The organism is Mesorhizobium sp. M0808 (assembly GCF_040320025.1).
Classification (GTDB): Bacteria; Pseudomonadota; Alphaproteobacteria; order Rhizobiales; family Rhizobiaceae; genus Mesorhizobium.
The window spans coordinates 83247-107606 of record NZ_JAMYOX010000002.1; the positions used below are offsets into that span (position 1 = coordinate 83247).

The 24360-nt window shown below is 63.3% G+C and carries 24 protein-coding genes; 13 read left to right on the forward strand and 11 right to left on the reverse strand.

Going from position 1 to position 24360, the window contains the following annotated elements:
* Positions 1-135: 135 nt before the first annotated feature.
* Positions 136-792 (reverse strand): O-methyltransferase, encoded by a 657-nt coding sequence (locus NKI25_RS03490; RefSeq protein WP_352998183.1) that lies wholly within the window; start codon positions 790-792, stop codon positions 136-138.
* Between the two features lie 93 nt (positions 793-885).
* Between NKI25_RS03490 and NKI25_RS03495 the strand changes: the two genes are divergently transcribed.
* Positions 886-1518, forward strand: a complete 633-nt coding sequence (locus NKI25_RS03495) for a TetR/AcrR family transcriptional regulator (RefSeq protein WP_352795601.1) — start codon at positions 886-888, stop codon at positions 1516-1518.
* A 131-nt stretch (positions 1519-1649) separates the two neighbouring features.
* On the opposite strand, the gene xylA is transcribed toward NKI25_RS03495, so the two are convergent.
* The gene (xylA, locus tag NKI25_RS03500; protein ID WP_352795602.1) at positions 1650-2975 is read right to left on the reverse strand and encodes a xylose isomerase; all 1326 of its coding nucleotides are present in this window, start codon (positions 2973-2975) and stop codon (positions 1650-1652) included.
* Between the two features lie 110 nt (positions 2976-3085).
* Here xylA and NKI25_RS03505 point away from each other — a divergent pair, with 110 nt between their 5' ends.
* Positions 3086-3448, forward strand: a complete 363-nt coding sequence (locus NKI25_RS03505) for a nuclear transport factor 2 family protein (protein WP_352998184.1) — start codon at positions 3086-3088, stop codon at positions 3446-3448.
* Between the two features lie 38 nt (positions 3449-3486).
* On the opposite strand, the gene xylB is transcribed toward NKI25_RS03505, so the two are convergent.
* The 3 genes from xylB to NKI25_RS03520 form a co-directional block, all read right to left on the reverse strand.
* Positions 3487-4941, reverse strand: a complete 1455-nt coding sequence (gene xylB, locus NKI25_RS03510; RefSeq protein WP_352998230.1) for a xylulokinase — start codon at positions 4939-4941, stop codon at positions 3487-3489.
* A 191-nt stretch (positions 4942-5132) separates the two neighbouring features.
* A complete protein-coding gene (locus NKI25_RS03515) occupies positions 5133-6458 on the reverse strand; it encodes a tetratricopeptide repeat protein (RefSeq protein ID WP_352998185.1) in 1326 nt (441 codons plus the stop codon).
* 9 nt (positions 6459-6467) lie between these two features.
* Positions 6468-7091 (reverse strand): LysE family translocator, encoded by a 624-nt coding sequence (locus tag NKI25_RS03520; protein ID WP_352568431.1) that lies wholly within the window; start codon positions 7089-7091, stop codon positions 6468-6470.
* 188 nt (positions 7092-7279) lie between these two features.
* Between NKI25_RS03520 and NKI25_RS03525 the strand changes: the two genes are divergently transcribed.
* The 10 genes from NKI25_RS03525 to NKI25_RS03570 all read left to right on the forward strand — a co-directional run bounded on the left by NKI25_RS03525 (position 7280) and on the right by NKI25_RS03570 (position 15186).
* A complete protein-coding gene (locus tag NKI25_RS03525) occupies positions 7280-8044 on the forward strand; it encodes a L,D-transpeptidase (protein ID WP_352568429.1) in 765 nt (254 codons plus the stop codon).
* 217 nt (positions 8045-8261) lie between these two features.
* On the forward strand, positions 8262-8582 hold the full coding sequence (locus NKI25_RS03530; RefSeq protein WP_023680233.1) for a putative quinol monooxygenase: 321 nt from the start codon (positions 8262-8264) through the stop codon (positions 8580-8582).
* Between the two features lie 79 nt (positions 8583-8661).
* Positions 8662-9828, forward strand: coding sequence for a diphosphate--fructose-6-phosphate 1-phosphotransferase (locus tag NKI25_RS03535; RefSeq protein ID WP_023680232.1), 1167 nt, complete (start codon positions 8662-8664; stop codon positions 9826-9828).
* A gap of 16 nt (positions 9829-9844) precedes the next feature.
* The gene (locus tag NKI25_RS03540; RefSeq protein ID WP_352590860.1) at positions 9845-10570 is read left to right on the forward strand and encodes an MBL fold metallo-hydrolase; all 726 of its coding nucleotides are present in this window, start codon (positions 9845-9847) and stop codon (positions 10568-10570) included.
* Positions 10571-10927: 357 nt separating this feature from the next.
* On the forward strand, positions 10928-12466 hold the full coding sequence (locus tag NKI25_RS03545) for a DegQ family serine endoprotease (protein ID WP_352998186.1): 1539 nt from the start codon (positions 10928-10930) through the stop codon (positions 12464-12466).
* Positions 12467-12599: 133 nt separating this feature from the next.
* A complete protein-coding gene (locus NKI25_RS03550; RefSeq protein ID WP_023680229.1) occupies positions 12600-13211 on the forward strand; it encodes a molybdopterin-dependent oxidoreductase in 612 nt (203 codons plus the stop codon).
* Positions 13208-13954, forward strand: a complete 747-nt coding sequence (locus tag NKI25_RS03555) for an FAD-binding oxidoreductase (RefSeq protein WP_023680228.1) — start codon at positions 13208-13210, stop codon at positions 13952-13954. The genes NKI25_RS03550 and NKI25_RS03555 overlap by 4 nt, the downstream gene beginning before the upstream one ends.
* Before the next feature lie 442 nt (positions 13955-14396).
* A complete protein-coding gene (locus NKI25_RS03560) occupies positions 14397-14600 on the forward strand; it encodes a DUF680 domain-containing protein (RefSeq protein WP_023680227.1) in 204 nt (67 codons plus the stop codon).
* Positions 14601-14671: 71 nt separating this feature from the next.
* The gene (locus NKI25_RS03565) at positions 14672-14878 is read left to right on the forward strand and encodes a DUF680 domain-containing protein (protein WP_352998187.1); all 207 of its coding nucleotides are present in this window, start codon (positions 14672-14674) and stop codon (positions 14876-14878) included.
* Between the two features lie 68 nt (positions 14879-14946).
* Positions 14947-15186 carry a DUF680 domain-containing protein gene (locus NKI25_RS03570; protein WP_023680225.1) on the forward strand — a complete coding sequence of 80 codons (240 nt, stop codon included), beginning with the start codon at positions 14947-14949 and terminating at the stop codon, positions 15184-15186.
* 180 nt (positions 15187-15366) lie between these two features.
* On the opposite strand, the gene NKI25_RS03575 is transcribed toward NKI25_RS03570, so the two are convergent.
* The 5 genes from NKI25_RS03575 to NKI25_RS03595 form a co-directional block, all read right to left on the reverse strand.
* Complete coding sequence (locus tag NKI25_RS03575) at positions 15367-16479, reverse strand: ABC transporter ATP-binding protein (protein ID WP_352998188.1); 1113 nt, start codon at positions 16477-16479, stop codon at positions 15367-15369.
* A gap of 27 nt (positions 16480-16506) precedes the next feature.
* Complete coding sequence (bglA, locus tag NKI25_RS03580) at positions 16507-18171, reverse strand: beta-galactosidase BglA (RefSeq protein WP_352697178.1); 1665 nt, start codon at positions 18169-18171, stop codon at positions 16507-16509.
* A 4-nt stretch (positions 18172-18175) separates the two neighbouring features.
* Positions 18176-19330: a carbohydrate ABC transporter permease gene (locus tag NKI25_RS03585; protein WP_352701678.1), complete on the reverse strand. Its 1155-nt coding sequence runs from the start codon at positions 19328-19330 to the stop codon at positions 18176-18178.
* Position 19331: 1 nt separating this feature from the next.
* Positions 19332-20345, reverse strand: a complete 1014-nt coding sequence (locus tag NKI25_RS03590; RefSeq protein ID WP_023680221.1) for a carbohydrate ABC transporter permease — start codon at positions 20343-20345, stop codon at positions 19332-19334.
* Positions 20346-20572: 227 nt separating this feature from the next.
* Positions 20573-21928, reverse strand: a complete 1356-nt coding sequence (locus NKI25_RS03595; protein ID WP_352452249.1) for an ABC transporter substrate-binding protein — start codon at positions 21926-21928, stop codon at positions 20573-20575.
* Positions 21929-22290: 362 nt separating this feature from the next.
* Here NKI25_RS03595 and NKI25_RS03600 point away from each other — a divergent pair, with 362 nt between their 5' ends.
* The gene (locus tag NKI25_RS03600; protein ID WP_352998189.1) at positions 22291-23313 is read left to right on the forward strand and encodes a substrate-binding domain-containing protein; all 1023 of its coding nucleotides are present in this window, start codon (positions 22291-22293) and stop codon (positions 23311-23313) included.
* A gap of 72 nt (positions 23314-23385) precedes the next feature.
* On the opposite strand, the gene NKI25_RS03605 is transcribed toward NKI25_RS03600, so the two are convergent.
* Positions 23386-24294, reverse strand: a complete 909-nt coding sequence (locus NKI25_RS03605; RefSeq protein ID WP_352590895.1) for a LysR family transcriptional regulator — start codon at positions 24292-24294, stop codon at positions 23386-23388.
* Positions 24295-24360 lie beyond the last annotated feature (66 nt).

Genomic DNA, 24360 nt, shown 5'->3' on the forward strand with positions numbered 1-24360 from the left:
CACGAACCACACTATAGGAGGTTCGTGACGGCTGTTTGAAGGCAAGAGCGAGGCGATTGATGGGCGATGCCGGGCAAAGTTTTGTCCGCCGCCGCCCATCTTGGGCACGATCGTCCCGGCAGGTCAGGCGCTGCTTCAGCCAAGCCGCATCGACAGTTCAACATCCTCGCCGAACGGCGTGGACATGTAGCCACTCCCGGTCGAGCGCACCCGCTCGAGGTATTCGGGGCAAAGATCGGCGTTGTCGGCAATGACGAAGGCGCCCGGCCTGAGGCGGCTTTCAACCAGACTCAAGATCTCGGGATAGAGCGCTTTGGCGCCGTCGAGCAGAAGCAGGTCGACGCTTTCGGGAAGATCGACGCTTAATGTTTGCAGCGCGTCTCCCTGTCGGATTTCCACCATGTTGATGAGACCGCCTGCTGTCAGATTACGCCTCGCGCGCGCGACCTTGGATGGCTCGAACTCGCTGGTGATCAGGCGGCCGCCGCCATTGTCCCGCAAGGCTGCGGCAAGGTGCAGGGTCGAGATGCCGAACGAGGTTCCAAATTCAACGATCGTCTGTGCGCCGCTGCCTCGTGCCAGCATGTAGAGCAGCGTGCCGGTCTCTCGCGAAACGGGAAGCCAGAGATCCCTTAGCCGCCCATAGAAATCGAGGTATTCGGTCTTGCTTCGAACGAGGCGCATCCGCTCCTCGGCGGAGAGTTCCGCCACTGCAGGGCTCGTTGCGGCAGCGGCTTCCTCGAACAGGCGGTCCAGCAGGGGCGCGAGCGGCGTTGTCGTCAGTGTGGTCATATCGGTCTCCAGTCGGAATGGAATGCGTTCTTGTGCGGCATTCAAAATACGACCAATCATTCGCGTTCACTAATCGCATTGGCGCGCCCCTCAATGAGCGATCACCGAAGCTCCCGGATTTCCTCGCGAAAACAGCCCAAGCAAGCCCGCTCGGCGGAGCTCGTCGCTGCGATTTTGCAGGCTGCTGTTCAGGTTTTGGCGAGGGAAGGCGCGCAGCGCTTCACCACGGCACGGGTGGCCGAGAAGGCCGGCGTCAGCGTCGGATCGCTGTATCAGTATTTTCCGAACAAGGCGGCGATCCTGTTCCGGCTCCAGAGCGACGAATGGCGGCAGACGACCGATTTGCTGCGCGACATCCTCGAGGACGTCAGGAAACCGCCACTTGAACGGCTGCGCGACCTGGTCCACGCCTTCCTCCGCTCGGAGTGTGACGAGGCCGCGGTGCGTGTGGCGCTCGACGACGCCGCACCGCTTTACCGCGACGCGCCCGAGGCGCACACGGCAAGGGCGTCCGGAGACCGCACCATCCAGCTCTTCATGCAGGAGGCGTTGCCAAACGCCGCGCAAGTGACTCGCGAATTGGCCGGCGACCTGGTCATGACGACGCTTAGCACGGTGGGGAAGCAGTTCTCGGAGACGCCTCGAACGCCCAAGGAGATTGAAGTCTACGCCAACGCCATGGCCGACATGTTTTGCGCCTACCTGAGAGGCCTCGATCACGGCTAAGACGCGCCAGACCCAGTCAGCGAACAGGCCACGCGAGTTTCACACGGGGCAAACCTTGTTGGTTTCAGCCCCGCGGAAAGCCGCCTTTATCGGCGGCCGTTCGAACAATGCGGCCGCGAACCGGGTACGCCTCAGACGTACCGGTTGACGATGTTCTCGAGTAGCTCCTGGCGGCCGGATCTGGGCTGCGGCTCGATCTTCTCCTTGACGACGCGCTCAGCGACCTCCTCCAGCGTACGCTTGCCGGCAAGCATCGCCTTGGCCTCGGCCGAATCCCAGCCGGCATAGCGCTCGGCGAGCGGGGCGGACAGCGCCTTGTCCTCGACCATGCGCGCTGCCGCCTTGAGGCCGCGGGCGCAACAATCCATGCCGCCGATATGGCCGATCAGCAGATCCTGCGGATCGAGCGACTGGCGCCTGAGCTTGGCGTCGAAATTGGTGCCGCCGGTCTTGAAGCCGCCGGCCTGCAGCACCTGGTAGTAGGCCAGAGCCATCTCCGGCACATTATTGGGGAACTGGTCGGTGTCCCAGCCCGACTGGTAGTCGTTGCGGTTCATGTCGATCGAACCGAAAATGCCGAGCGCGTTGGCCAGCGCCAGTTCATGCTCGAACGAATGGCCGGCCAGGATGGCGTGGCCCTGCTCGATGTTGAGCTTGACCTCGTTCTCCAGTCCGAAACGCTTGAGGAAGCCATAGACGGTGGCGACGTCGTAATCATACTGGTGCTTGGTCGGCTCCTGCGGCTTCGGCTCGATCAGGATGGTGCCTTCGAAGCCGATCCTGTGCTTGTAATCGACGACCAGGTTGAGGAAACGGCCGGCCTGTTCCTGTTCGCGGGCAAGGTCGGTGTTGAGCAGCGTCTCATAGCCCTCGCGGCCGCCCCACAGCACGTAGTTCTCGCCGTTCAGCCGCTTGGTGACGTCGATGCAGTGTTTCACCGTCGCCGCCGAATAGGCAAAGACGTCCGGATCGGGATTGGTGGCGGCGCCTGACATGAAGCGGCGGTTGGAGAACAGGTTGGCCGTGCCCCACAACAGCTTGACGCCGGTCTGCTTCATCTTTCCCGAGAAGTAATCGGCGATCTCGTCGAGCCGCGCCGCACTTTCGGAAAAGTCCCGGCCCTCCGGCCGCACGTCGGCATCGTGGAAGCAGAAATAAGGCGCACCCAGCAGCGAAAACATCTCGAAGGCGACGTCGGCCTTGAGTTTGGCCAGCTCCATCGTGTCGGTACCGCCGGCCTTGGGGAACCATGGCCGGTCGAACGTCTGACCGCCGAACGGATCGCCGCCCGGCCAGGCGAAGGAATGCCAATAAGCGACGGCAAAGCGCAGATGGTCTTCGAGCCGCTTGCCGGCGACGATCTCGTCGGGATTGTAGAACCGGTAGGCCAGCGGATTGGTCGAATCCGGTCCCTCGTATTTGATCTGTTGGATGTCGCCGAAAAAACCGCTGCTCATGTTCTTTTCCTCTCGCATGGTTCGGCCTGATTACCTCAGGCGTAATTGGTTTCGCGCTGACGCTGGTCGAAAAGGCTCATGTCAAAGCCACCCAACGAAGGAGACAGACCATGACCGACCTCAACACCATTGCCGAAAACTACATCGCCGCCTGGAACGAGAGCGACGCCGCGCGCAGGAAAGCCTTGCTCGAGGCAACCTTCACCGAGGACGTCGGCTATTGCGATCCGATCATGCAGGGCGACGGCCATGACGGCATCGCGGCGCTGATCGACGGCGTGCAGCAGCGCTTTGCCGGCTTCAGGTTCTCGCTGAAAGGCAAGCCGGACGGCTTCGCCGATACCATCCGATTCTCCTGGAACCTCGGGCCGGACGGCACCGAATCCGTCATCGAAGGCACCGATATCGGCGTCATCGAAAATGGCCGGCTGAAAAGCGTCACCGGCTTTCTCGACAAAGTGCCGGCACAGTGAGGCCTTCTCGGCAGGCCACGGCGAGGGCGGGAAACCGCTCACGCCGTGGCGCTCCTGATCGCCGGGTAAAGCTGGCGGTAGCGCTGATAGGCATCTGCATAGGCACCGCTTAGTGCGGCGACCGGTTCCACCGTGGCGTCCGTCGCCGGCGCCGTGCACACGGCGCGCGGATCGGCGCCGGTCGCCGCGACCAGGCCAAGCCGGGCGGCTCCGAAGGCGGCGCCGAAATCGCCGTCGGCTGGGATATCGACTGGCAGGCCAAGCGCTGTGGCGATGGCCTTCAGCCAGTAGCGCGAACGCGAGCCGCCGCCGATCGCCGTCACCCGGGTCAGCGTCGTGCCGGCTTTGGCCAGGGCTTCGAGGCTTTCGCGGAAAGCGAAAGCGACGCCTTCGAGCACGGCCTGGGTCAGTGCCGCGCGGCCGGATTCGTGGGCAAGCCCGGTAAACGCGCCACGAATGGCGGAATCGTTGTGAGGCGTCCGCTCGCCCGAGAGATAGGGCAGGAAGGAGACGCCGGTCGGCGCCTGCAGCGCATCGCCGAGTTCGGCGGTCAACTCGCCGGCGCTTTTTCCAGCGATCCCCGACAGCCAGTTGAGCGAATCGGTTGCCGATAGGATGACGCCCATCTGGTGCCAGGTGCCGGGCAGTGCGTGGCAGAAGGTATGCACGGCGCTTTCCGGATTGGGCAGATAGGACGCGTTGGCGGCGAAAAGCACGCCGGACGTGCCGAGCGAGACGAAAGCCTCGCCGGCACCGACCGTGCCCATGCCGCAGGCCGAAGCCGCATTGTCGCCGGCACCGCCGGCGATCGGGATGCCCGCCTGCATGCCCCATTTCGCGGCCAGTTCGGCGCGCAAGGCACCGGCCTTGGCCGTGCCTTCGACCAACGACGGCATCTGCCTTTCGTCGAGCGATGTGGCGGCGAGCAGCTCGGCGGACCAGGCTCGTCTGCCGACATCGAGCCACGACGTGCCAGCCGAATCCGACATTTCCGAAATATGCTCGCCGGCGAGCCAGAGCCGCAAAAAGTCCTTCGGCAGCAGGACCCTTGCCACCTTGGCGAAAACAGCCGGTTCGTTGTTCTTGACCCAGGCTAGCTTTGGCGCGGTGAAACCGGGAAAGACGATGTTGCCGGTCAGCTTGCGAAAGCGCGGGTCGGCGTCGAGTGCAGCCGCCTCGGCGTGGCTTCGCGTGTCGTTCCACAGGATGCAGGGGCGCAGCACCTGGTCGGCGGCATCGAGCAGAGTGGCGCCATGCATATGGCCGGAAAGGCCGATGCCTTTGACCGCCGCGAGTTCCTTCGCATGCATTGACCGCAGCTCGCCGACCGCCGCTTCGCAGGCGCGGATCCAGTCGGCCGGGTTCTGCTCGGACCAGCCGGGATGCGGGCGCGACACGTCGAGCGGCGCATGGCCGGAACCGACGATGCTCTGCCTTGCATCGATCAGCAGCGCCTTGACGCCCGACGTGCCGAGATCGAGGCCGAGATACATGTTTCCTCCCATGTCCGTCATGCCTGGCGGCGACGGTCTTTCTTGCTTCCCCGCCCAGTCCTGTGACACGGGCGGCGAAGATATCCCGGCAATCGTGCCGCCGGAAACGCACCCCGGTCAACACGCGAAGATTTTTTCGACGCTCGAAAAAATCTGGTCGGGGCAGTTTTTAAGGCAAGATGTGGCCTTGGTCAATTCGCCGCGAGAGCGGTTGCACGCCGTGAAAACAGTGCCGACAACGGGCTGTCCGGCCGTGCCAGCGCGCGTTCCGCCGCAAGCGCCCTCGCCAGCGCGCCATCACCGGAACGCAATGCCGCTTCGATCAGCGTCAGGTCGATGACGTCGCGTTGGGCGTGGCTGCCGCCGAAGCGATGGGCGATTGCCCGGATCGGCCGGATCAGGCGTATCGTCCCGGCATAATTGCCCTCGCCGAATGCCTTGATGGCGAGCGTCAGGGGATGGCCGACATCCCTGGTGAAAGCAGCGTTGTCGTCCTTGCCGCGCATCGCCTCGCGCTGCGCCTCGAGCAAGCCGCGGGCCGGCGCTTCGAGGCCGGCGCCGACAAACGCCATCATCGCGTGGGCGTCATTGAAGGCATAATGGCCGGCGCTCGCCTTGGGCAACCAGTTGGCGGCGAGTGCCGTCCAGCGCTCGCCGACATCGACGCCGCCGAGATGCAGCCGCCACAGGATCGCCGAGGCATCGACCATGTTGAGCGCCAGCGTCGAGCGCTCGCCATAGATCGGCCCGTCGTAGAGCGCCAGCACCTCGTCGGTCTCGCCGAGATCATAATGGAACAGCGCCAGATGCCACCAATTATGCACCTGCAGGAAGCTTTCCCGCGTCCACGCTTCGGGATTGGCGCGCATCCACAGAATGCCGTCCTTCTGCCGGCTCTGCATCTCCATGACATGGGCCACCGCATGCTGGGCCCAGCCGTCGCGCGGCTCGAGATCCACCGCCGTGCGGCCAAGTTTTTCGGCGCGCGCGTAGTCGCCCATTTCTTCCAGCCCGAAGGCTTGCATGCCGAGTATGGCATGGTAGCCCGGCATGCCGCTCTGCCAGGACGGCAGCGCGCGGCCGATGCGGTCGCGCAGCATGCGCGCATTGCCGGTGAAGAAGTCGATCTGGTGGCCGGTCTGCAGCGCCAGCGCATCGAGCGGAAACTCGATGGCGATATCCTCCAGCACGCGGGCGGCCTCGTGCCAGCGTCCTTCCGCAAGATGGCCAAGGGCGGCGACATGCGCCTGCTCGCGCGTTGTCGCGGCAAGTGGCAGCGCCGCCTCGTGACATGCCTTGGCCACCGCCGTCGCTTCGCGCTCTGTGGCAAGGCCAAAGAGATAACCCTTGAACACATGCGCCATGACGAAGCCGGGATCTTCGGCGATTGCCCGGTCAACGGAACCGACAGGATCGCCGATGAAGCACTGCAATTCGCGAACAGCCCGGCTGTAGGACGAGAGCCCGGCCTCCGTCGCGCCAGACAGCGTCAGGCCAAATGCGTCGCTCACCGCCATGGTCTGTTCTCAGTTGCCCGAGCGCATCGCCACTGTCGCGATGCCGGCGCCGACCAGCAGCGTGCCGCCGGTGCGGTTGAAGATGCGGATCGCCTTTGGGTTGCGCACCACGTTGCGCGCCCTTGCGGCGATCAGCGCATAACCGAAGGCATTGGCGAAGGCGAGCGCCAGGAAGGTCGTCTCGAAGATCAGCATCTGTGTCCAGAAATCCGCATGCCGGTCGAGGAACTGCGGCAGGAAGGCGACAAAAAAGGTGATGCTTTTCGGATTGAGCGCGGTAACCAGCCAGGCATGCGCCATCATTTTCGCCGACGACACCGCATCGGTGCGCGGTTCGGCCCGGAGCGCGCCGCCGGCGCGAAACAGCTTGATGCCGAGATAGATCAGATAGCCGGCGCCGATCACCTTCAGCACGGTGAATACGGTGGCGGACGCCGCCAGCAGCGCGCCGATGCCCAGCATCGACAATGTCATCGCGGTGAAGTCGCCGAGCGCCACGCCGACTGCCATCGGCAGCGCGGTGCGCCAGCCCTGGCCGAGCGCATAGGACACCACCAGCAGGATGGTCGGACCTGGAATGACCAGAAGGACTGCCGAGGCGGCGGCAAAGGCGGCCCAGTTTTCGAAGGACATTTTCTTCTCCTTGAGCTCAAAGAAGAGGATAAATCCTTGGTCCCGCGCAGATGTAAAGAGGCAAAAATCGAAAAAGCCCCTCGTTAACGCCAGGCGGCCGGCCTTCACGCTTTTTCAACCATGATTGGTGAAAATGCCTGCTATCCGGCCGGATCGTGTTTCCCGCCGACAGCGTAGGGTTTGGGTAAATGCGTGAGTTGCCGCAAGGTCTGTCGCTGCCGCACAACGGCGACGCAATCGAAACCGAAATACAGCTTTCCCGCCGCACGGTGCTGTCCGGCGCCGGTGCGCTGGCGCTGCTCGGCGTCGCCGGCTGCAGCCAGACGCTGGATCTGCCGTCGCTGCAGCTCGACGACGTCACCACCGGCTCGATCCGGCCCATCCGTCCGAGTATCAGCGTCGACAAGAACATCACCAGCCCCGACGTGATGTACGCTTCGCTCACCGACGGTGGCTTCAATGTGCCGGAAGTGCCCTATCTCAAGGTCAAGCCGGAGTTCCGCCGCCAGATCGTCGTCGATCCGACCGGCGAGCAACCCGGCACCATCGTCGTTCACTCGCAGGAACGGCTGCTCTATCTGGTGCAGTCCGGCGGCGATGCGATCCGTTACGGCGTCGGCATCGGCAAGGACGGGTTCCGCTGGTCCGGCCGCGCCAACATCCAGTACGGCAAGGAATGGCCGGTCTGGACCCCACCGCCCGAGATGATCGCCCGCAGGCCGGAACTGGTGAAATGGCAAAGCGGACAGCCGGGCGGCCTCGACAATCCGCTCGGCGCGCGTGCCCTCTACATCTATCAGAACGGCAGCGACACCGGCTATCGCATCCACGGCTCGCCCGAATGGTGGAGCATCGGCCAGGCGATGTCGTCGGGCTGCGTGCGCCTGATCAACCAGGACATCATCGACCTCTACAGCCGCGTCTCCAAGAAGAATCCGGTCGTCGTCGTCTGACCGGCGGCCAAGGCTCGAGCGATTACTCTGCCGGCTAGCGCTGCACACCCATGTACTACATTTTGTGCGAATTCATGCGACGCTTCGCCTTGCCCAGCCATGTCCACTCGTGTGACTGACAAGTTTTGGGAGATCGCGACATCGTTGCACTGATCGAGGCGAGCGAAGCGGAGAAGCCGACCATGCGTGGTCCCTGCAAGAAGCAAGAAAGCAATTGATGCCGATTGTCAGGATAGCCGAACTGGAAATCGATCCTAAGCAGATCGGCAGCTACAGGGCCCTGCTTGCCGAAGAGATTGAGGCTTCTGTACGCGTCGAGCCGGGCGTGCTTTTCCTTCATGCGGTGGCAGTAAAAGGCACGCCTGAAAAGGTGCGCGTGATCGAATGCTACGCCGATCAGGCGGCCTATGAGGCCCACCTGACCACGTCGCACTTTCTCAAATACAAGGCGCAGACGGCGAGTATGGTCAGGTCACTTCGGCTCATCGAAACGGATCCTATCGCGCTGCAGGCGAAGAGTGGCCCGATTTCAAACTGACCCACTGCCTCTGCCGTTGCGCGATGCCGCAAGACAGGCGAATGTGCCTGCGATTTTCACCGCCCGGGAGACGTGAACAATGGCCGGAACTTTTGTCATCGCGCAAGGCGGCGGCCCGACCGCCGTCATCAACCAGACCGTGGTGGGCGCCACGCTCGAAATCCGCAAGCGGCATCCCGGCGCCAAGGTGCTTGGTTCCATCCACGGCGTGCGCGGAATTCGTGACGGCAATTACGTCGATCTTTCCGCCATCCCCGAGGACCGCCTGCGGCTGATCGCGGCGACACCGAGCGCCGCGCTTGGTTCGACGCGCGACAAGCCGGATGCCGCCTATTGCGACCTCATCCTCAACGGCTTGAAGAACGCCGGCGCCGATGCCTTCATCTATATCGGCGGCAACGACACCTCGGGCACGCAGCAGATCCTCACCGACGCCGCCGGCGGCAAGATCGCCTTCGTCCACGCGCCGAAAACCATCGACAACGATCTCGAGGAGAACGATCACACGCCCGGCTTCATGTCGGCGGCCGAGTTCGTCGCTGGAGCATTCCTTTCGGTCGATCTCGATTTCCGCGCTCTGCCGGGCATCTATGTCGGCATCGTCATGGGGCGGCATGCCGGTTTCCTGACGGCCGCGTCCGCGGCCTGGCAGCTCGATCAGGACAGCGGCCCGCATCTCGTCTACGTGCCGGAGCGGCCGTTCTCCGCGGCGGGCTTCATCGACGACGTTCGTGCAACGCTCGACCGCCACAAGCGCTGCATCGTTGCCGTCTCCGAAGGCGTCAGCACCGCCGACGGCAAAGCGCTGGTCGAAAGCCTGGTGCCGCCGGAAAGGCTGGAGCGCGACCAGCACGGCAACGTCAAGCTGTCGGGCAGCGACCTGCCGGCAGCCTTGGAGCGCGCGCTCGCCGAAGGATTGCCGGGCAAGCGGGCGCGCGTCGATGCGCTCGGCTATATGCCGCGCGGCTATGTCGGCGCCATCAGCGCGGTGGACGCGCAGGAGGCCTTCGATGCCGGTGCCTTCGCGGTCACGGTGGCCGACGAGGGGGGCGGTTCGGTGGCGCTGCAATATGACGGCAAGAAAACCGTGCTGAAGAAGGTGCCGCTGAAGAACGTCGCCGGCAAGACGCGCCATATGCCGGATGATTTCATGCTGCCGGATGTCAACCGGCTGTCCGATGCGGGGATGGCCTATCTGAAGCGGCTGGTCCCGCAAAAGTACAAGGTCGGCAAGCCGTTCGTCTGATGCCGGCCTTGATCTGATGGACAGCTGGTTCAGCAAAACCATCGTCGACGCCAAGACGACGATGCTGACCGAGCCCTTCGTGCACGAATTCGTGCGCGCCAACATCTGGCATCTGCGCGGCCGCGATGTCGACCTGCTGGTCGACACCGGCATGGGGATCTGCCCGCTGGCGCCGCAGATCGACACGCCGTCCGGCAAGCCGCTGCTCGTCGTCGCCACGCATATCCATCTCGATCATGTCGGCTCGCTGCACGAGTTTCCGTTGCGGGCAGGGCCGCGCCACAGCGCCGCACAGTTCGACAGCATGGATGAAGCGGTGACCTACGCCTACATGTTCCATGATCTGGAAGGCGCCGTCTCCAGGCTGCCGGCAAAGGGCTGGAAGGCGGCCGATTACAGGATTCAGCCGGCGCCTCTGGCCCGGACCCTGGACGAGGGCGATAGGATCGACCTCGGCGACCGCCAATTCCGCGTCCTGCATCTGCCCGGCCACTCTCCGGATTCGATCGCGCTGTTCGACGAGGCTGACGGCCTGTTCTTCGCCGGCGACGCCATCTACGACGCCATGCTGATCGACGACCTGCCGGATTCGGATCGTGCCGCCTATCGCCGCACGATGCAGCGCCTGCTCGAGCTGCCGATCCGCATCGGCCATGGCGGTCATGGACCGAGCTTCGACGGCAGGCGGATGCGCGAGATCGCCACCACCTATCTCAGCCGGACCGACCGGAAAGGCGAATAGGAGGCCTCGGCTGAGGCGGCGCAAATCTGAAGCGATTTGTCTTGCGCAGCTATTTTGTTCTTGCTTTGTGCCGGCAGCTATGCTAGTAATCTGGGTATGGTGCTGATTCGCCCCAATGACCCGCCGCAAGGCGGGTTTTTGTTTTCGGGTTTCGGCGCCAGCCCGGCAAGGCGGCTGCCAGCCGGAAATTAAATCTTCGTAATATTATCTGGAAACCACGATCGGCGCCCTAGATGCGGGGCTGTCGATCCGGTCGGCCGCCGTGCCAGGCGAGACAGGCAAGGCCGACACGCCGATAGAGCATTCCGGTGACGGAACGCTGCGGCGCCCGATCAATCTCTCGCCCGGACAACGGCCATGTCACCAATCCAGACCCTTCGCAGACATCGCGTCGCCGCTCTGCTGGGCGCCGCGCTGATCGTCAGCCCCTTCGCCCTGCCCCTCGCTCCCAGGCTGAATGATGTCCTGGCGGCAACAGTGACCCCACCTGTCACCGGAATGACGGCGCCCAGCGGTTCGTTCGCTCCGGTCGTGGCGGCCGACAAACCGGCAGTGGTGACCATCGCGACGGTCATGAAAGTACAACAGCCGGACACCATGAGCGACGCCTCTCCCTTTGGCGGAACCTCGCCTTTCGACGACTATTTCCGCCATTTCTTCGATGACCAGGGACAGCCCGCCCCCAAGACACCGCCGGAACAGGCGCCGCGCACCGAGGCCCTCGGCTCAGGCTTCATCGTCGGCGCCGACGGCACCATCGTCACCAACAATCACGTCGTCGACGGCGCCCAGTCGATCAAGGTGACGCTCGACGACGGCACCGAGCTTCCCGCCAAATTGATCGGTCATGACGCCAAGAACGATCTTGCCGTGCTCATGGTCAAAGCCGGCAAGCCCTTGCCGATCATCAAATGGGGCGATTCCGACAAGCTCATGCCGGGCGACCAGGTGCTCGCGTTCGGCAATCCTTTCGGCCTTGGCACCACGGTCACGGCCGGCATCGTCTCGGCGCGCGGCCGCGACCTGCATAGCGGGCCGTTTGACGACTTCATCCAGATCGACGCACCGATCAACCGGGGCAATTCCGGCGGCCCGCTAACGGATGTGAACGGCAATGTCGTCGGCATCAACACGGCGATCTTTTCGCCGAATGGCGGCAGCGTCGGCGTCGGCTTCGCCATCCCCTCGGACCAGGCGCAAAAGGTCGTCGCCAAGCTGATGAAGGGCGGCTCCATCCAGTACGGTTATCTCGGCGTCCAGATCCAGCCGGTGACGCCTGACATGGCGAGCGCCATCGGCCTCGATCACGCAGCCGGCGTGCTGGTCGCGCAGGTCAGCGACGGATCGCCGGCCGCCAAGGCCGGCATCGAGACCGGCGACGTCATTACCAGTTTCGCCGGCCGCGACATAAAGGATCCAAGGGATCTGTCGCGCACCGTCGCCGACGTTGCGCCCGGCACGAGGGAAACCCTCAATGTCTGGCGCCAGGGGCAAAGCCTGCAGATCTCCGTCGAGGTCGGGCGCAACGAAGACGACATGGCAACGGGATTGGTGACCAGCGATCGGCGTCAGCCGTCGACGGAGCAGGGCCTTCGCGCACCGGCGCTCGATCTCGGCCTGATGGACGTCACCCCGGATGTGCGCCAGGCAATGAACCTGGCAGGCAACCAGCACGGCGCGCTGGTCGAGCGCGTCGACCCGAACAAGGCGGCATCGGCTTCCGGCATCCAGCCCGGCGACATCATCGTCGCCGTCGACCAGCATCCGGTGAGGAACGCCAGGCAGGCTAACCAGGCGATTGTGCAGGCTGCCAAATCTGGCAAGAAATCGGTGCTGCTGCTTGTCGAGCGTGGCGACGCCCAGATGTTCGTCGCCGTCCCCTTCGCCAGTGGCTGAAGCGGGCGCCGCGCTGCCAAGATCGATGTAGAGCATTGCCGCCAGGCCGGAGCCAAGATTTCGGTTGCCCGCGCACGCGTCTTCGAGAAAACTGACAAAGGTCGATTGGACCTTGCGCAAACGGATATTCTCGATGGTTACCCGAGGCTTCTCTTCCGGACGAAAGCCGCCGACGGATACGGATGCACGTATCCCGCCGGGGCAATATCTCGAGCAAGGTTTCCCGGTCCTGTCGGCCGGCCCGACGCCGCATGTCCGCACCGAGGATTGGTCGTTTACGCTTAAGCACGGGCCGCGGCCGATCAAGAAGTGGAACTGGGCCGAGTTCAACGCGCTGCCCTTGACCAAGATGACGCGCGACATCCATTGCGTCACCGCATGGACCAAGTTCGACACCGCGTGGCAGGGCGTGCTGGTCGACGACATCCTTGCCGACGCCGGCATCGAGCCGCCCACCGCCTTCACGCTGGCGCTGGGTTTCGACGGCTATTCCACCAATGTGCCAACGAAGGATCTCACCGGCGGCAAGGCGATGGTGGCACTGCTTTACGAGGGCAAGCCGATCACCCCCGATCATGGCGGCCCGGCCCGGCTGCTCGTTCCGCACCTCTATTTCTGGAAATCGGCCAAATGGCTGAACGGGTTGCAGTTCACCGAGCGTGACGAGCCGGGTTTCTGGGAATTGCGAGGTTATCATATCTACGGCGATCCGTGGCGCGAGCAGCGCTACACGAACGATCCATGAGCGACGCACCGGCGGCGCAGTCGCCCTGGCAGACGGTCACCATCACCCGCATCCAAAAGCGCACGCCGCGCGTCACCAGCTTTTTCCTGCAGCCGTCGCGGCCCTTCGTCTACCATGCCGGACAGCATGTCGATGTCAGGTTGACAGCGCCGGACGGCTATCAGGCGCGCCGCTCCTACTCCATCGCCTCGGCGCCGGAGACCGGCGAGACCATCGAACTGGCGATTGAAAAACTCGAGGACGGCGAGGTCTCGCCGTTCTTTCACGAGATCGCGGCGGTGGGCGACGAGGTCGAATTGCGCGGGCCGCTCGGCGGCCATTTCGTCTGGTCCGACGGCGATGGCGGACCGCTCCTGCTCGTCGGCGGCGGGTCGGGCGTGGTGCCGCTGATGTCGATGGTCCGTCACCGGGCGATGCGGGGATCGCTGGTCGCCGCCACCTTGGTGTTTTCGGCGCGGGTCTGGGACGAGGTGATCTTTCGCGACGAGTTGATCGACCTCGCCGAGCGCCGGGATGGCTTCGACCTGGTGCTGACGCTGACGCGCGAGCCGGCCCGCCGTCCGGCAGATCATGCGCGGCGGGTCGACGCCGCGATGATGGTGCAAGCCATGACGAGGCTGCCCGCGCCGCCGAAGCTCGCCTTTGTCTGCGGCTCGAACGCATTCGTGACGGCCGCCGCCGAGGCACTGATCGATGCCGGGGTGCCTGCGGCACTCATCCGCACCGAACGCTACGGGGTCTGACCGGTTCTGCTTGCCCGGTTGCTGCCTTTGTTGGGCGGCATAAAGCAGGCCAAAAGCAGCCGCAACGCCGACGCCGCGTTTGGCCGAAATGGTTAACGATTCGACAAAGAGCCTCGGCTGCGACTTTTGTCGGTTTAAAAAATCGAACCGAACGGTTCGTTTCTGTTGACAATGCGTGCAGGACGCTGTGAACGCTGCCTCCCCAAGTCACCTTGCAGCCAGACCGATACTATGGGCTATCTACTTGATATTTAGCAATAAAATTGTGGCGAAGGGAATCTCTGGCACAATTTCAAGGTGTAGATTCTTGGTCCACACCAAACAACTTCGTGATTGGAAACTGGCCATCGCCTTTCCCACATCGGGGCTGTCCGAACGACGCGAATTCCTCCCAAGACACGCCGCTGGACGGACGGAAAAACTGAGATACTGGAGTACTAAAATGAAAAAGATCGCTCTTGCCGCCGTCGCCGTTTTGGCCATCACCGGCAGCGCCTTCTCTGGCAGCGACAACTTTGGTTCCAAGGGTGCGAACCAGCCTGCCGCTTCGGTCGACAGCTCGTATACGGCTTCCATTCAGAAGCCGGCTCATGCTGACCAGCAGCCTGTCCAGGGCGCCGACCGTAACCTCTTCGGCAACAACTAACAGTCGATCCCAGCATCAGGGCGGCGGGCATATCCGCCGTCCGGGGATCTGAAAAATTCAGGAGTATTAAGATGAAAAAGATCGTTCTTGCTGCCGCCGCCGTTTTGGCCATCACCGGCAGCGCCTTCGCGGGCAGCGACAACTTTGGTTCCAACGGAGCCAACCAGCCTGCTGTCTCGGTCGACAGCTCCTACACGGCTTCCGTCAAGACGTCGGACCAGGCTGAAAAGCAGCCGGTTGTCCAGGGCGCCGACCGTAACCTCTTGGGCAACAACTAACAGCCGATCCCACCATCAAGGCGGCGGCATGCCCGCCGCTTGATTTCGAAAATCCAGGAGTACCCAAAATGAAAAAGATTGTTCTTACTGCCGCCGCTCTCTTGATTGCCGCCGGCAGCGCTTATGCCCGCAACGACAATGTTGGCGGGACCGACATCAACAAGCAGTCGACCGTCAACGTCGACAACACGCAGACGTATTCGGTACGTGACAGCAACTCGCCGATCTACAAGCTGCTGAACTCGTCTGGCGATGTGCCCAAGTCCGCGCCTCAGGGCGCCGACCGCAACCTCTTCGGCAACAACTAGAGCAATTCCAGGAAAAGTGTGAAACGGTTTTCCGTCCGGAATTGCTCCAAACAAAGAGATAGAGCGGTTCGGCGTTCCGTGAAACGATGAATCGCTCTAACGGCCGAACTGGAATTCCAGACAAGAGCGGCGGGCCATGCCCGCCGCTCTTGTTTTTTGCATGGCGGAAGAACGCCTGCTTCAAGCCGCCTTTGCTTCTGCTTCATGGAGCGCGAAAGAGCGCCCGTCCGCGTCGAAAATATGCAGGTCGCCGGCGTCCGCCGTCAGCTGCAGCGTCGCTCCGCGCTTGACCTCGACATTGCCCGGCAGCTTGGTCACCAGCGGCAGGTCGGCGCGGCCGATGTCGACATAGACGAGCTGGACCTCGCCGAGCTGCTCGACGTAATCGACCGTCCCTTCGAACAAATAGTCGGCGCCGGTGGCAATCATCAGATCCTCCGGCCGCACCCCGAAGCTCACCGCAGCGCCTTTCGCCGAGGCAGGCGTTGCGATCGGCACCGTCGCCTTGCGGCCGCCGACATGGCTGACGACCGTCGGGTTGCCGGTCTTGTCGATCGTCGCCGGCAGGATGTTCATCGCCGGCGAGCCGATGAACTGGGCGACGAACAGATTGCCGGGCCGCTTGTAGAGCTCCATCGGCGTGCCGACCTGTTCGATATGGCCTTCCTTCAGCACTACGATGCGGTCGGCCAGCGTCATCGCCTCGACCTGGTCGTGGGTGACGTAGATCATCGTTGTGGCCGGCATCGACTCCTTGAGCTTGGCGATCTCGATGCGGGTGGCGACACGCAGCGCCGCGTCGAGGTTGGATAGCGGCTCGTCGAACAGGAAGACCTTGGGATTGCGCACGATGGCGCGACCGATGGCGACGCGCTGGCGCTGGCCGCCCGACATCGCCTTGGGCAGACGGTCGAGATATTTGGTCAGCTGCAGGATCTCGGCCGCCTGGCGCACCCGCTTGTCGATCTCGGCCTTGCTTTCCTTGCCGATCTTCATCGAGAAGGCCATGTTGTCGTAGACGGTCATGTGCGGATAAAGCGCATAGGACTGGAACACCATGGCGATGCCGCGCTTTGACGGCGGCACGTCGTTGACGATCTCGCCGTCGATCTTGAGCTCGCCCGAGGTGATCTCCTCCAGCCCGGCGATGCAGCGCAGCAAGGTCGACTTGCCGCAACCCGAGGGGCCGACGAAGACGATGAATTCGCCCGACTTTATGTCGAGGTCGACGCCGTGCAGAATGTTGAGATTGCCATATGATTTCCTCACTTGCCTTAGCGTGACATCGGCCATGGTGTACCCTCCAGTTCTTCCTTGAATTCAGTCGATACGCCCGAACCAGGCGCCGTAGCCGCCGAGGCGGATAGTGCCGGCGCCAGTCTGTCCCGAAAACCCGTGTCCCGGCAAGGGCTGCAATGAGCGGCCGCCAAGATCGACTTCGGCCGGCTTTGCTCCGAGATTGAAGGCGCAGACGATCTGCTCGTTGCTTTCACGGCGGGTGAAGGCGACGGTGTCGCCCTCGCTTTCGATGAACTCGATATCACCCTTGGCCAGTGCCGGATGGGCGCGGCGGAAAGCCAGGAAGCGCCGGTAGTGCTCGAGCAGCGAGCCGTCGTCGCCTTGCTGCACATTGACGGCTTGCGCAAGGTGCTTGCTGGGCACCGGTAGCCAGGGCTTTGCCGTCGAGAAGCCGCCATTGCGGGCAGCGCCGTCCCAAACCATCGGCGTACGGCAGCCGTCGCGTCCCTTGAATTCGGGCCAGAAGCGGATGCCGTATGGGTCCTGCAGATCCTCGAAGCTGAGCTCGGCCTCGCTGAGCCCGAGCTCCTCGCCCTGATAGATACAGACCGAGCCGCGCAACGACATCAGCAGCGCCGAGATGACCTTGAGGTAGGCGGTCGGGTCGGGCTCGCCGGCTGCCCAGCGCGAGGCGGGACGCATCACGTCATGGTTGGAGAAGGCCCAGCACGACCAGCCGTCGCTGGCCACCTTGCCGAAGGTTTCCAGCACCGAGCGTACCTTTGCCGCGCTGATCTTCTCCGGCGCCAGGAAGTCGAAGGAGTAACACATATGCACGCGCTTGCCGCCGGCCGTATAGGCCGCCACCACTTCCAGCCCACGCTGCGAATCGCCGACCTCGCCAACCGCGGCCGTCGCCGGGTATTCGTCGAGCAAGGCGCGGAAGCGTTCGAGGAAGCCGAGGTTTTCAGGCCGGCTCTTGTCGTAGAGATGGTCCTGGTAGTTGTAGGGGTTGACGGCCGGCGCCGTCTGGTCGTTGCGCTGCTCGGGCGGCAGCGGCGGATTGTCTTCCAAGCCTTGGCTGTGGAAATAGAAATTGATGGTATCGAGGCGGAAGCCGTCGACGCCGCGCTCCAGCCAGAAGCGGGTGACGTCGAGCAGCGCGTCCTGGACCGCGCGGCTGTGGAAATTGAGGTCGGGCTGCTCGGCCAGGAAATTATGCAGGTAATATTGCTGGCGGCTGGTGTCCCACTGCCAGGCCGAGCCGCCGAAGATCGACAGCCAGTTATTGGGCGGCGTGCCGTCCGGCTTGGCATCCGCCCAGACATACCAGTCGGCTTTTGGATTGCTCCGGCTCGACCGGCTTTCCTTGAACCAGGGATGGATGTCGGCGGTGTGCGACAGCACCTCGTCGATCATCACCTTGAGGCCAAGCCGGTGCGCCTCTGCGGTCAGCGCGTCGAAGTCGGCCAGCGTGCCGAACATCGGATCGACGTCGCAATAATCCGACACGTCGTAGCCAAAATCCTTCATCGGCGATTTGAAGAATGGCGAGATCCAGATGGCGTCGACACCGAGCGAGGCGATGTAGGCCAGCCGGCCGATCATGCCCCTGAGGTCGCCGATGCCGTCGCCGTTCGAATCCTGATAGCTGCGCGGGTAGATCTGGTAGATCACGGCACCTCGCCACCAGTCGCGATCTATAGCGAGATCTGGCTTCGGGGTGGCCTTCAAAGCGGATTGCATGATCTCAACCTCCTTTCACCGAGCCGGCAAGCAGCCCGCGGACGAAATAGCGCTGCAGCGAGAAGAACACGATCAGCGGCACGATGATGGTGACGAAGGCCGATGTCGTCAGGATCTCCCAGTCGCCGCCGCGCGAGCCGAGCAACGCATTGAGCTTGGCGGTAAGCACGATCTGGTCGCCCTCGGTACCAAGGAAAACCATCGCCACCAGCAGATCGTTCCACACCCAGAGAAACTGGAAGATGGCGAACGAGGCCAGCACCGGGAACGACAATGGCAGCACGATCTTGACGAAGATCTCGAAATCGCTGGCGCCGTCGATACGCGCCGACTCCATGATCTCGCGTGGCAGGCCGGCGATATAGCTCCTCAGAAGATAGATGGCGAAAGGCAGGCCGAAGCCGGTATGCGCCAGCCAGATGCCGAGATAGGTCTTCGACGGCACGCCGAAGAAGCTGCCGACGCCGTTATAGAGCTTCAACAGCGGAATCAGCGACATCTGCAGCGGCACGACCAGGAGGCCAATGATGACGGCGATGAGCAGGGCCCGGCCGGGAAAGCGCATCCAGGCCAGCGCGTAGGCGGCGAACGCGGCGATCAGGATTGGAATGACGGTCGCCGGAATGGTGACGGTCAGCGAGTTCATGAAGGAGCGGCCGATGCCTTCCGAAAACAGCACCGAGTCGTAATTGTCGGTGGTGAATTTCGGCGGCGCCGACGAGGCGTAATAGACGCGCTGGCCGCGTTCGCCTTCGAAAGCCTTCGGCGAGGTCATGACGAAACTGCCGTCGGCATTGAGTTGCAGGATCACGCCGTCGCCGAGATCGGCTGTCGTGCCGGCGGGATATTGCGTCGGCGCTGCCGACTTGACGCCGAAGGCGCTGATGTTGCGGGCCGGACCGTCGCCGAAGACATTGCCTTGCAGAACGAACTTGCCGTCCTTCTCGACTTGCGCCGAGGCGGGCGGCAGCCGTCCGGCTTCCGTCTGGCTGGAACTGGTGAACGAGTTCCACCAGCCCGAAGCGATGATCTGATCCTTGTCGCGCAGCGACGAGACCAGAATGCCGAGCGTCGGAATCGTCCAGATCGCAACGAAGATGAAGACGGCGATATGGACGCCGAAACGGCTGACAAAGGACTTTCCGGTCGACGCGGCCATCTCAATGTCCTTCCGTCTCTTTGTTCGCCTGGCGGATGTTCCAGACCATGATCGGAATGACCGCGATCATGATGATGATGGCGATGGTGGCGCCGCGGCCGAAATCGCCGCCGCCGCGGAACATCCAGTCGAACATCAGATTGGCCAACACCTGGCTGTTCCACTGGCCGTTGGTCATGGTCAGCACGATGTCGAAAACCTTCAGCACCAGGATGGTGATGGTGGTCCAGACCACGGCGATGGTGCCCCAGATCTGCGGCACCATGATCTTCCAGAAGATCTGGAAAGGGTTGGCGCCGTCGATGACGGCGGCTTCCAGCGTCTCTTCCGGAATGCCGCGCAAGGCCGACGACAGGATGACCATGGCAAAGCCGGTCTGGATCCAGATCAGGATGACCATCAGGAAGAAGTTGTTCCAGAACGGCAGCGAGATCCAGACCTGCGGCTGGCCGCCGAAATACTGGATGATGGCGTTGAGCAGACCGATCTGCGTCTGCCCGTCGCCGCGATATTCGTAGATGAATTTCCAGATGACGCTGGCGCCGACGAACGAGATCGCCAGCGGCAGGAAGATCAGGCTCTTGGCGATGGTGCCCCACCAGATCTTGTCGGTGAGCACGGCGATGATCAGCCCGAGGAAGGTGCAGGCGGCCGGCACCACCGCCAGCCAGATGATGTTGTTGAGGATCGAGTTGCGGAACTCGCGGTCGCCGAACGCCCATTGATAGTTGGCCAAGCCGACGAAATGGGCGCCGCCGCGATCGAGGAACGACAGCCTCAGTGTCTCCACCACCGGGTAGATCAGGTAGATGGTGAGGATGATCATCGCCGGGCCGACGAACAGCCAGGGTCGGATCACCCCCTGCCGGCGCAGATTGTTAATCGCCGCCTTGCCGGAAACGCCGCGCGCCGGAAAGATCGTGTCGAGTGCCTTGTTGGCGCCCCAGAAATAGGCGACGCAGCCGCCCACGCCGATGATGATGACGAATATCGCCGAAAAAATCTGAGCCGCCATGGGTCCCTCCCCCTGCGCACGGATCCGCCAGTCGAGAATGGCTTTTGGCGACGGGATCATGCGCCGATTCAGTTGTCTGGAGCGCGACCAGCCGGAAAGCAGGTCACTGGGCGCGCGTCATGCCGGAATGCGTTGTGCTCACGACAATCGACGCGACGCCAACACCGGATAAGGTCCGGGCCGTTTGAGGCCCGGACCACATCACATTGGGAACTCAAGCCGGCCGCTTACTTGATCGCGTCCCAGCTTTTCTGGATGTCAGTGGCGACGTCCTGGGCGGACTTGCCGCCGACCAGGTCGATCATGCCGGTCCAGAACGCACCGGCGCCGATCTTGCCCGGCATCAGGTCGGACCCGTCGAAGCGGAAGGTCGAGGCGTTGGCCAGGATCTCGCCCTGCTTCTTCAGCGCGTCGCTAGCATAGGCGTCCTTGTTGACCGACTTGAACGGCGTCACGAAGCCGCCCTGTGCCATCCAGATCTCATGAGCGAGCGGCAGCTTCAGGAATTCGATGAACGCGCGGGCACTCTTGCTATCTTTAGTGATCATGGCCAGCGTGCCGGCGCCGAGCACCGGAGTGCCGAGCTCGGGCTTGGAGGCGTAGGGCGGGTAATAGAAGAAGTCGGCATCCTCGCCGATCTTGGTGCCTTGCGGGAAGAAGGTCGGGATGAACGATGCCTGGTGGTGGAGATAGCATTTCGGCGGCACCGAGAAGAGGCCCTTCGGGCTGTCACGGAAATCGGTCGCCGCAACCGCCTTGGCGCCGCCCTCGACCATCTTGTCGTCGGTCGCGATCTTGCCGAAAATGTCGATGGCGTTGACCACTGCCGGATCGTTGAACGGAATTTCGTTCTTAACCCATTTGTCGTAGGTCTCGGGCGTCTGGGTGCGCAGCATGATGTCTTCGACCCAGTCGGTCGCCGGCCAGCCGGTGGCGCCGCCCGAACCAAGCCCGATGCACCATGGCGTGCCGCCGTCGGCGATGATCTTCTTTTCGAGCTCGGCAAGCTCTTCCTGCGTCTTCGGCACCTTGTAGCCCGCTTCCTCGAAATTGTCCGGCGAGTACCAGACCAGCGACTTCACGTCGGCCTTATACGGAAAGGCGAAGAAGCCGGGCTTGCCGTCCTTGTCCTTGAACGTGCCGAGGTCGACCCAGGATTGGCCGGCGCCGTAATTGTCCTTGACCCAGTTGGCCGTGTCGTCGCCGAGCGGCGTCAAAAGGCCCTTCGATGCCAGATCCTGGATCAGGCCCGGCTGCGGCAGCACGGCAATGTTGGGCGGGCTGCCGGCCTGCGTGTCGATGACGATCTGCTGCTCGTAATTCTCCGACGAGGAGTACTTGATCTCGGCGCCGGTGGCTTCGGAGAAGTAATCGAGGACGGTGCGGATAAGCCCTTCGTCCTCGCCGCGCCACGGTCCGAAGATCGTCAGCGTCTCGCCCTTGAGGTCGACTTTCTTGAGCTCTTCGTAGTTCGCCCAGTTGAAACGGGGATCTTCGCCCGGCTTGAACTTCAATTCGGCTTGCGCCGGCATGGCGAGCGCAAGCGTGGCAAACGCAGCGCCCAGCAGAAGCATTTTCTTCATCGGTATTCCCTCCCAGTGGTGACAAACACCGAACGAAACCTCCATTCCGTCCGCCGGCGCTGCAGGACTGTGACTCAGTCGGAAAGGAACTGCAACCTTTCGTAGAGTCTTCCAAAGCGCTTTGGTGATTTTGATCTCGCCACTGAATTGATCGCGAGTCAAGAGGAAGCCAAGCTAATCGATTTAATTTCTGCGGTCGAGTGCCAGCGAAAGTGCGCTGCAGCACAGTTTTCTGGCGGTGCAGCAGCAAATTCGGCTTCAAACCGGTCCGAACCGTGCGTATGGTCAGTGCGCTCGGCAACGCGGTTCGTAGCAGCCAGCTCGATTCAGATTAAAAGCGCTTTGAGGTTTGGAGGCCTCCGGTGAACCTCAAGCAGCTCTCCCATGTGCTGGCGCTTTCGCAGACCACGGTCAGCCGCGCATTGAACGGCTACCCGGAAGTCAACGAGGAAACGCGCCGGCGGGTGGTCGATGCCGCCAAGCGTCACGGCTATCGCCCCAATCCGAGCGCCCGCCGGCTGGCGACCGGCAAGACCGGCATGATCGGCTATGTGCTGCCGACGGGGACGACCGTCGACATCGACCCGCATTTCGTCGAGTTCCTGTCCGGCCTCGGCGACTATGCGCGTTCGCACGAGCTCGACCTGGTGCTGTCACCGGCCGATGCCGACGACCAGGAGACGACGTACCGCCGCATTGTCGCCAACCGGCAGGTCGACGCGGTCTATATCTCGTCGCCGAGGCCGGCCGACCGGCGGGTGGCGCTGGTCAATACGCTCGGCATTCCTTTCATCGTCCATGGCCGCAGCGAAGGCTTCGATTTCGACTATCCGTTCACCGACATCGACAATGAGGGCGCCTTCCACGAGGCGGCGCGGCTACTCGTTCAGCTCGGTCATAGGCGTCTGGCGCTGATCAATGGCGACGATCGCGAGACCTTCGCCATCCATCGCGAGCGCGGCGTGCGCCGCGCGCTTGCGGCGAGCGGCCTGGTGCTTCGTGATCAGTATGTCTGTTCGCTCACCATGACCGAGGAGAACGGCTACCGCGCCGCCCGGCGCTTGCTGGAACAAAGCGACGCGCCGACGGCGATCGCCTGCTCCAGCCTGATCATGGCGCTCGGCGTGGTGCGCGCGGTGCGCGATCTCGGCCTGACCATTCCGGGCGACCTGTCGCTGATCGCCCATGACGACGTCTTTCCCTGGCTGAAGCCGGAAAATTTTTCGGTGCCATTGTCGACGACGCGTTCGTCGATCCGCCTCGCCGGCGCGCGCATCGCCGAACGGCTGGCGGCGCGGATTTCCGGCCTGGAGGAGGGCGCTCGCGGCGAAGTCTGGCCGGTCGACCTGGTGGTCAGGGGATCGGTCGCCGGCGCGCCGGCCTAGAGGCAATCACTCTGAACGGCCGAGGTCGACTCTTGGCGGCTGTTGGCCAGCACCAGCGAGTGCGTCCTGGTCTCAGGCCGCGGATTTGAGGTGATCGATGAAGGCGCGCAGCTTCGGCAGGACTTGGCGCTTGCCGGGATGATAAAGGAAGACACCCGGCGTCGTCGTGGCGACGCTGTCCAGCACCGACTGGAGTTTTCCTTCGGCTATCAGACCTTCGGCGAGTGGTCGCGGTGTCTGCGCCAGCCCGACGCCCCGCATCGCAGCCCCGACCAATGTCGAATAGTCGTGCGCAATCAGCGGGCCTGAGACGACCGCTTCGATTGCGCCGTTGCCGTCGATGAAGGACCAGGGCGCGATAGCGCCATTCGAGCGGCGCAAGCGTAAGCAGGCATGGTGGCGCAAGTCGTCGACACGCTCGGGACGGCCGTAGCGCTCGAGATAGTCAGGGCTGCCGACGACCACGAACGAGAACGGCGGGGTCAGCCGCACCGCGACCATGTCGGCGGCGATGAGCTGGCCGAGGCGGATACCGGCATCGAACCCGCCGGTCGCCAGATCGACCATCTGGTCGCTCACGGCGATCTCCAGTTCGATCTCAGGATAGGCTTGGCAGAACGACGCGAGCAGCGGCTCCAGCATCAGCGGCACGATGGCGCGGGGCACAGACAGGCGCAGCAGACCGGTCGGCCGCTGGCCGATATCGCGGGCAGCCTCGCCGGCCGCGACGATCTCCTCGAATGCAGGGCCGGCCCGGTCGAGGAATCGCTGGCCAGGCTCGGTTAAACCAACGCTCCGCGTCGTGCGGACGAACAGCGGCGTGCCCAGGCGGGCTTCCAGCGCGCGCACCGCTTGGCTCACGGCGGATGGCGTCACGCCGAGATCGGCGGCGGCACGGCGGAAGTTACGGCGCCTGGCGACGGCCAGGAACGCCTCGATGCCCTCCAGCGCACCATGTCGGACTGTGTAGTTCTGCTTCATAGGTTGTTGTGATTACACCGGATAGTCGAATTGCGGTAGCGGGCTTAAAGCCGCGTGAATCAACTG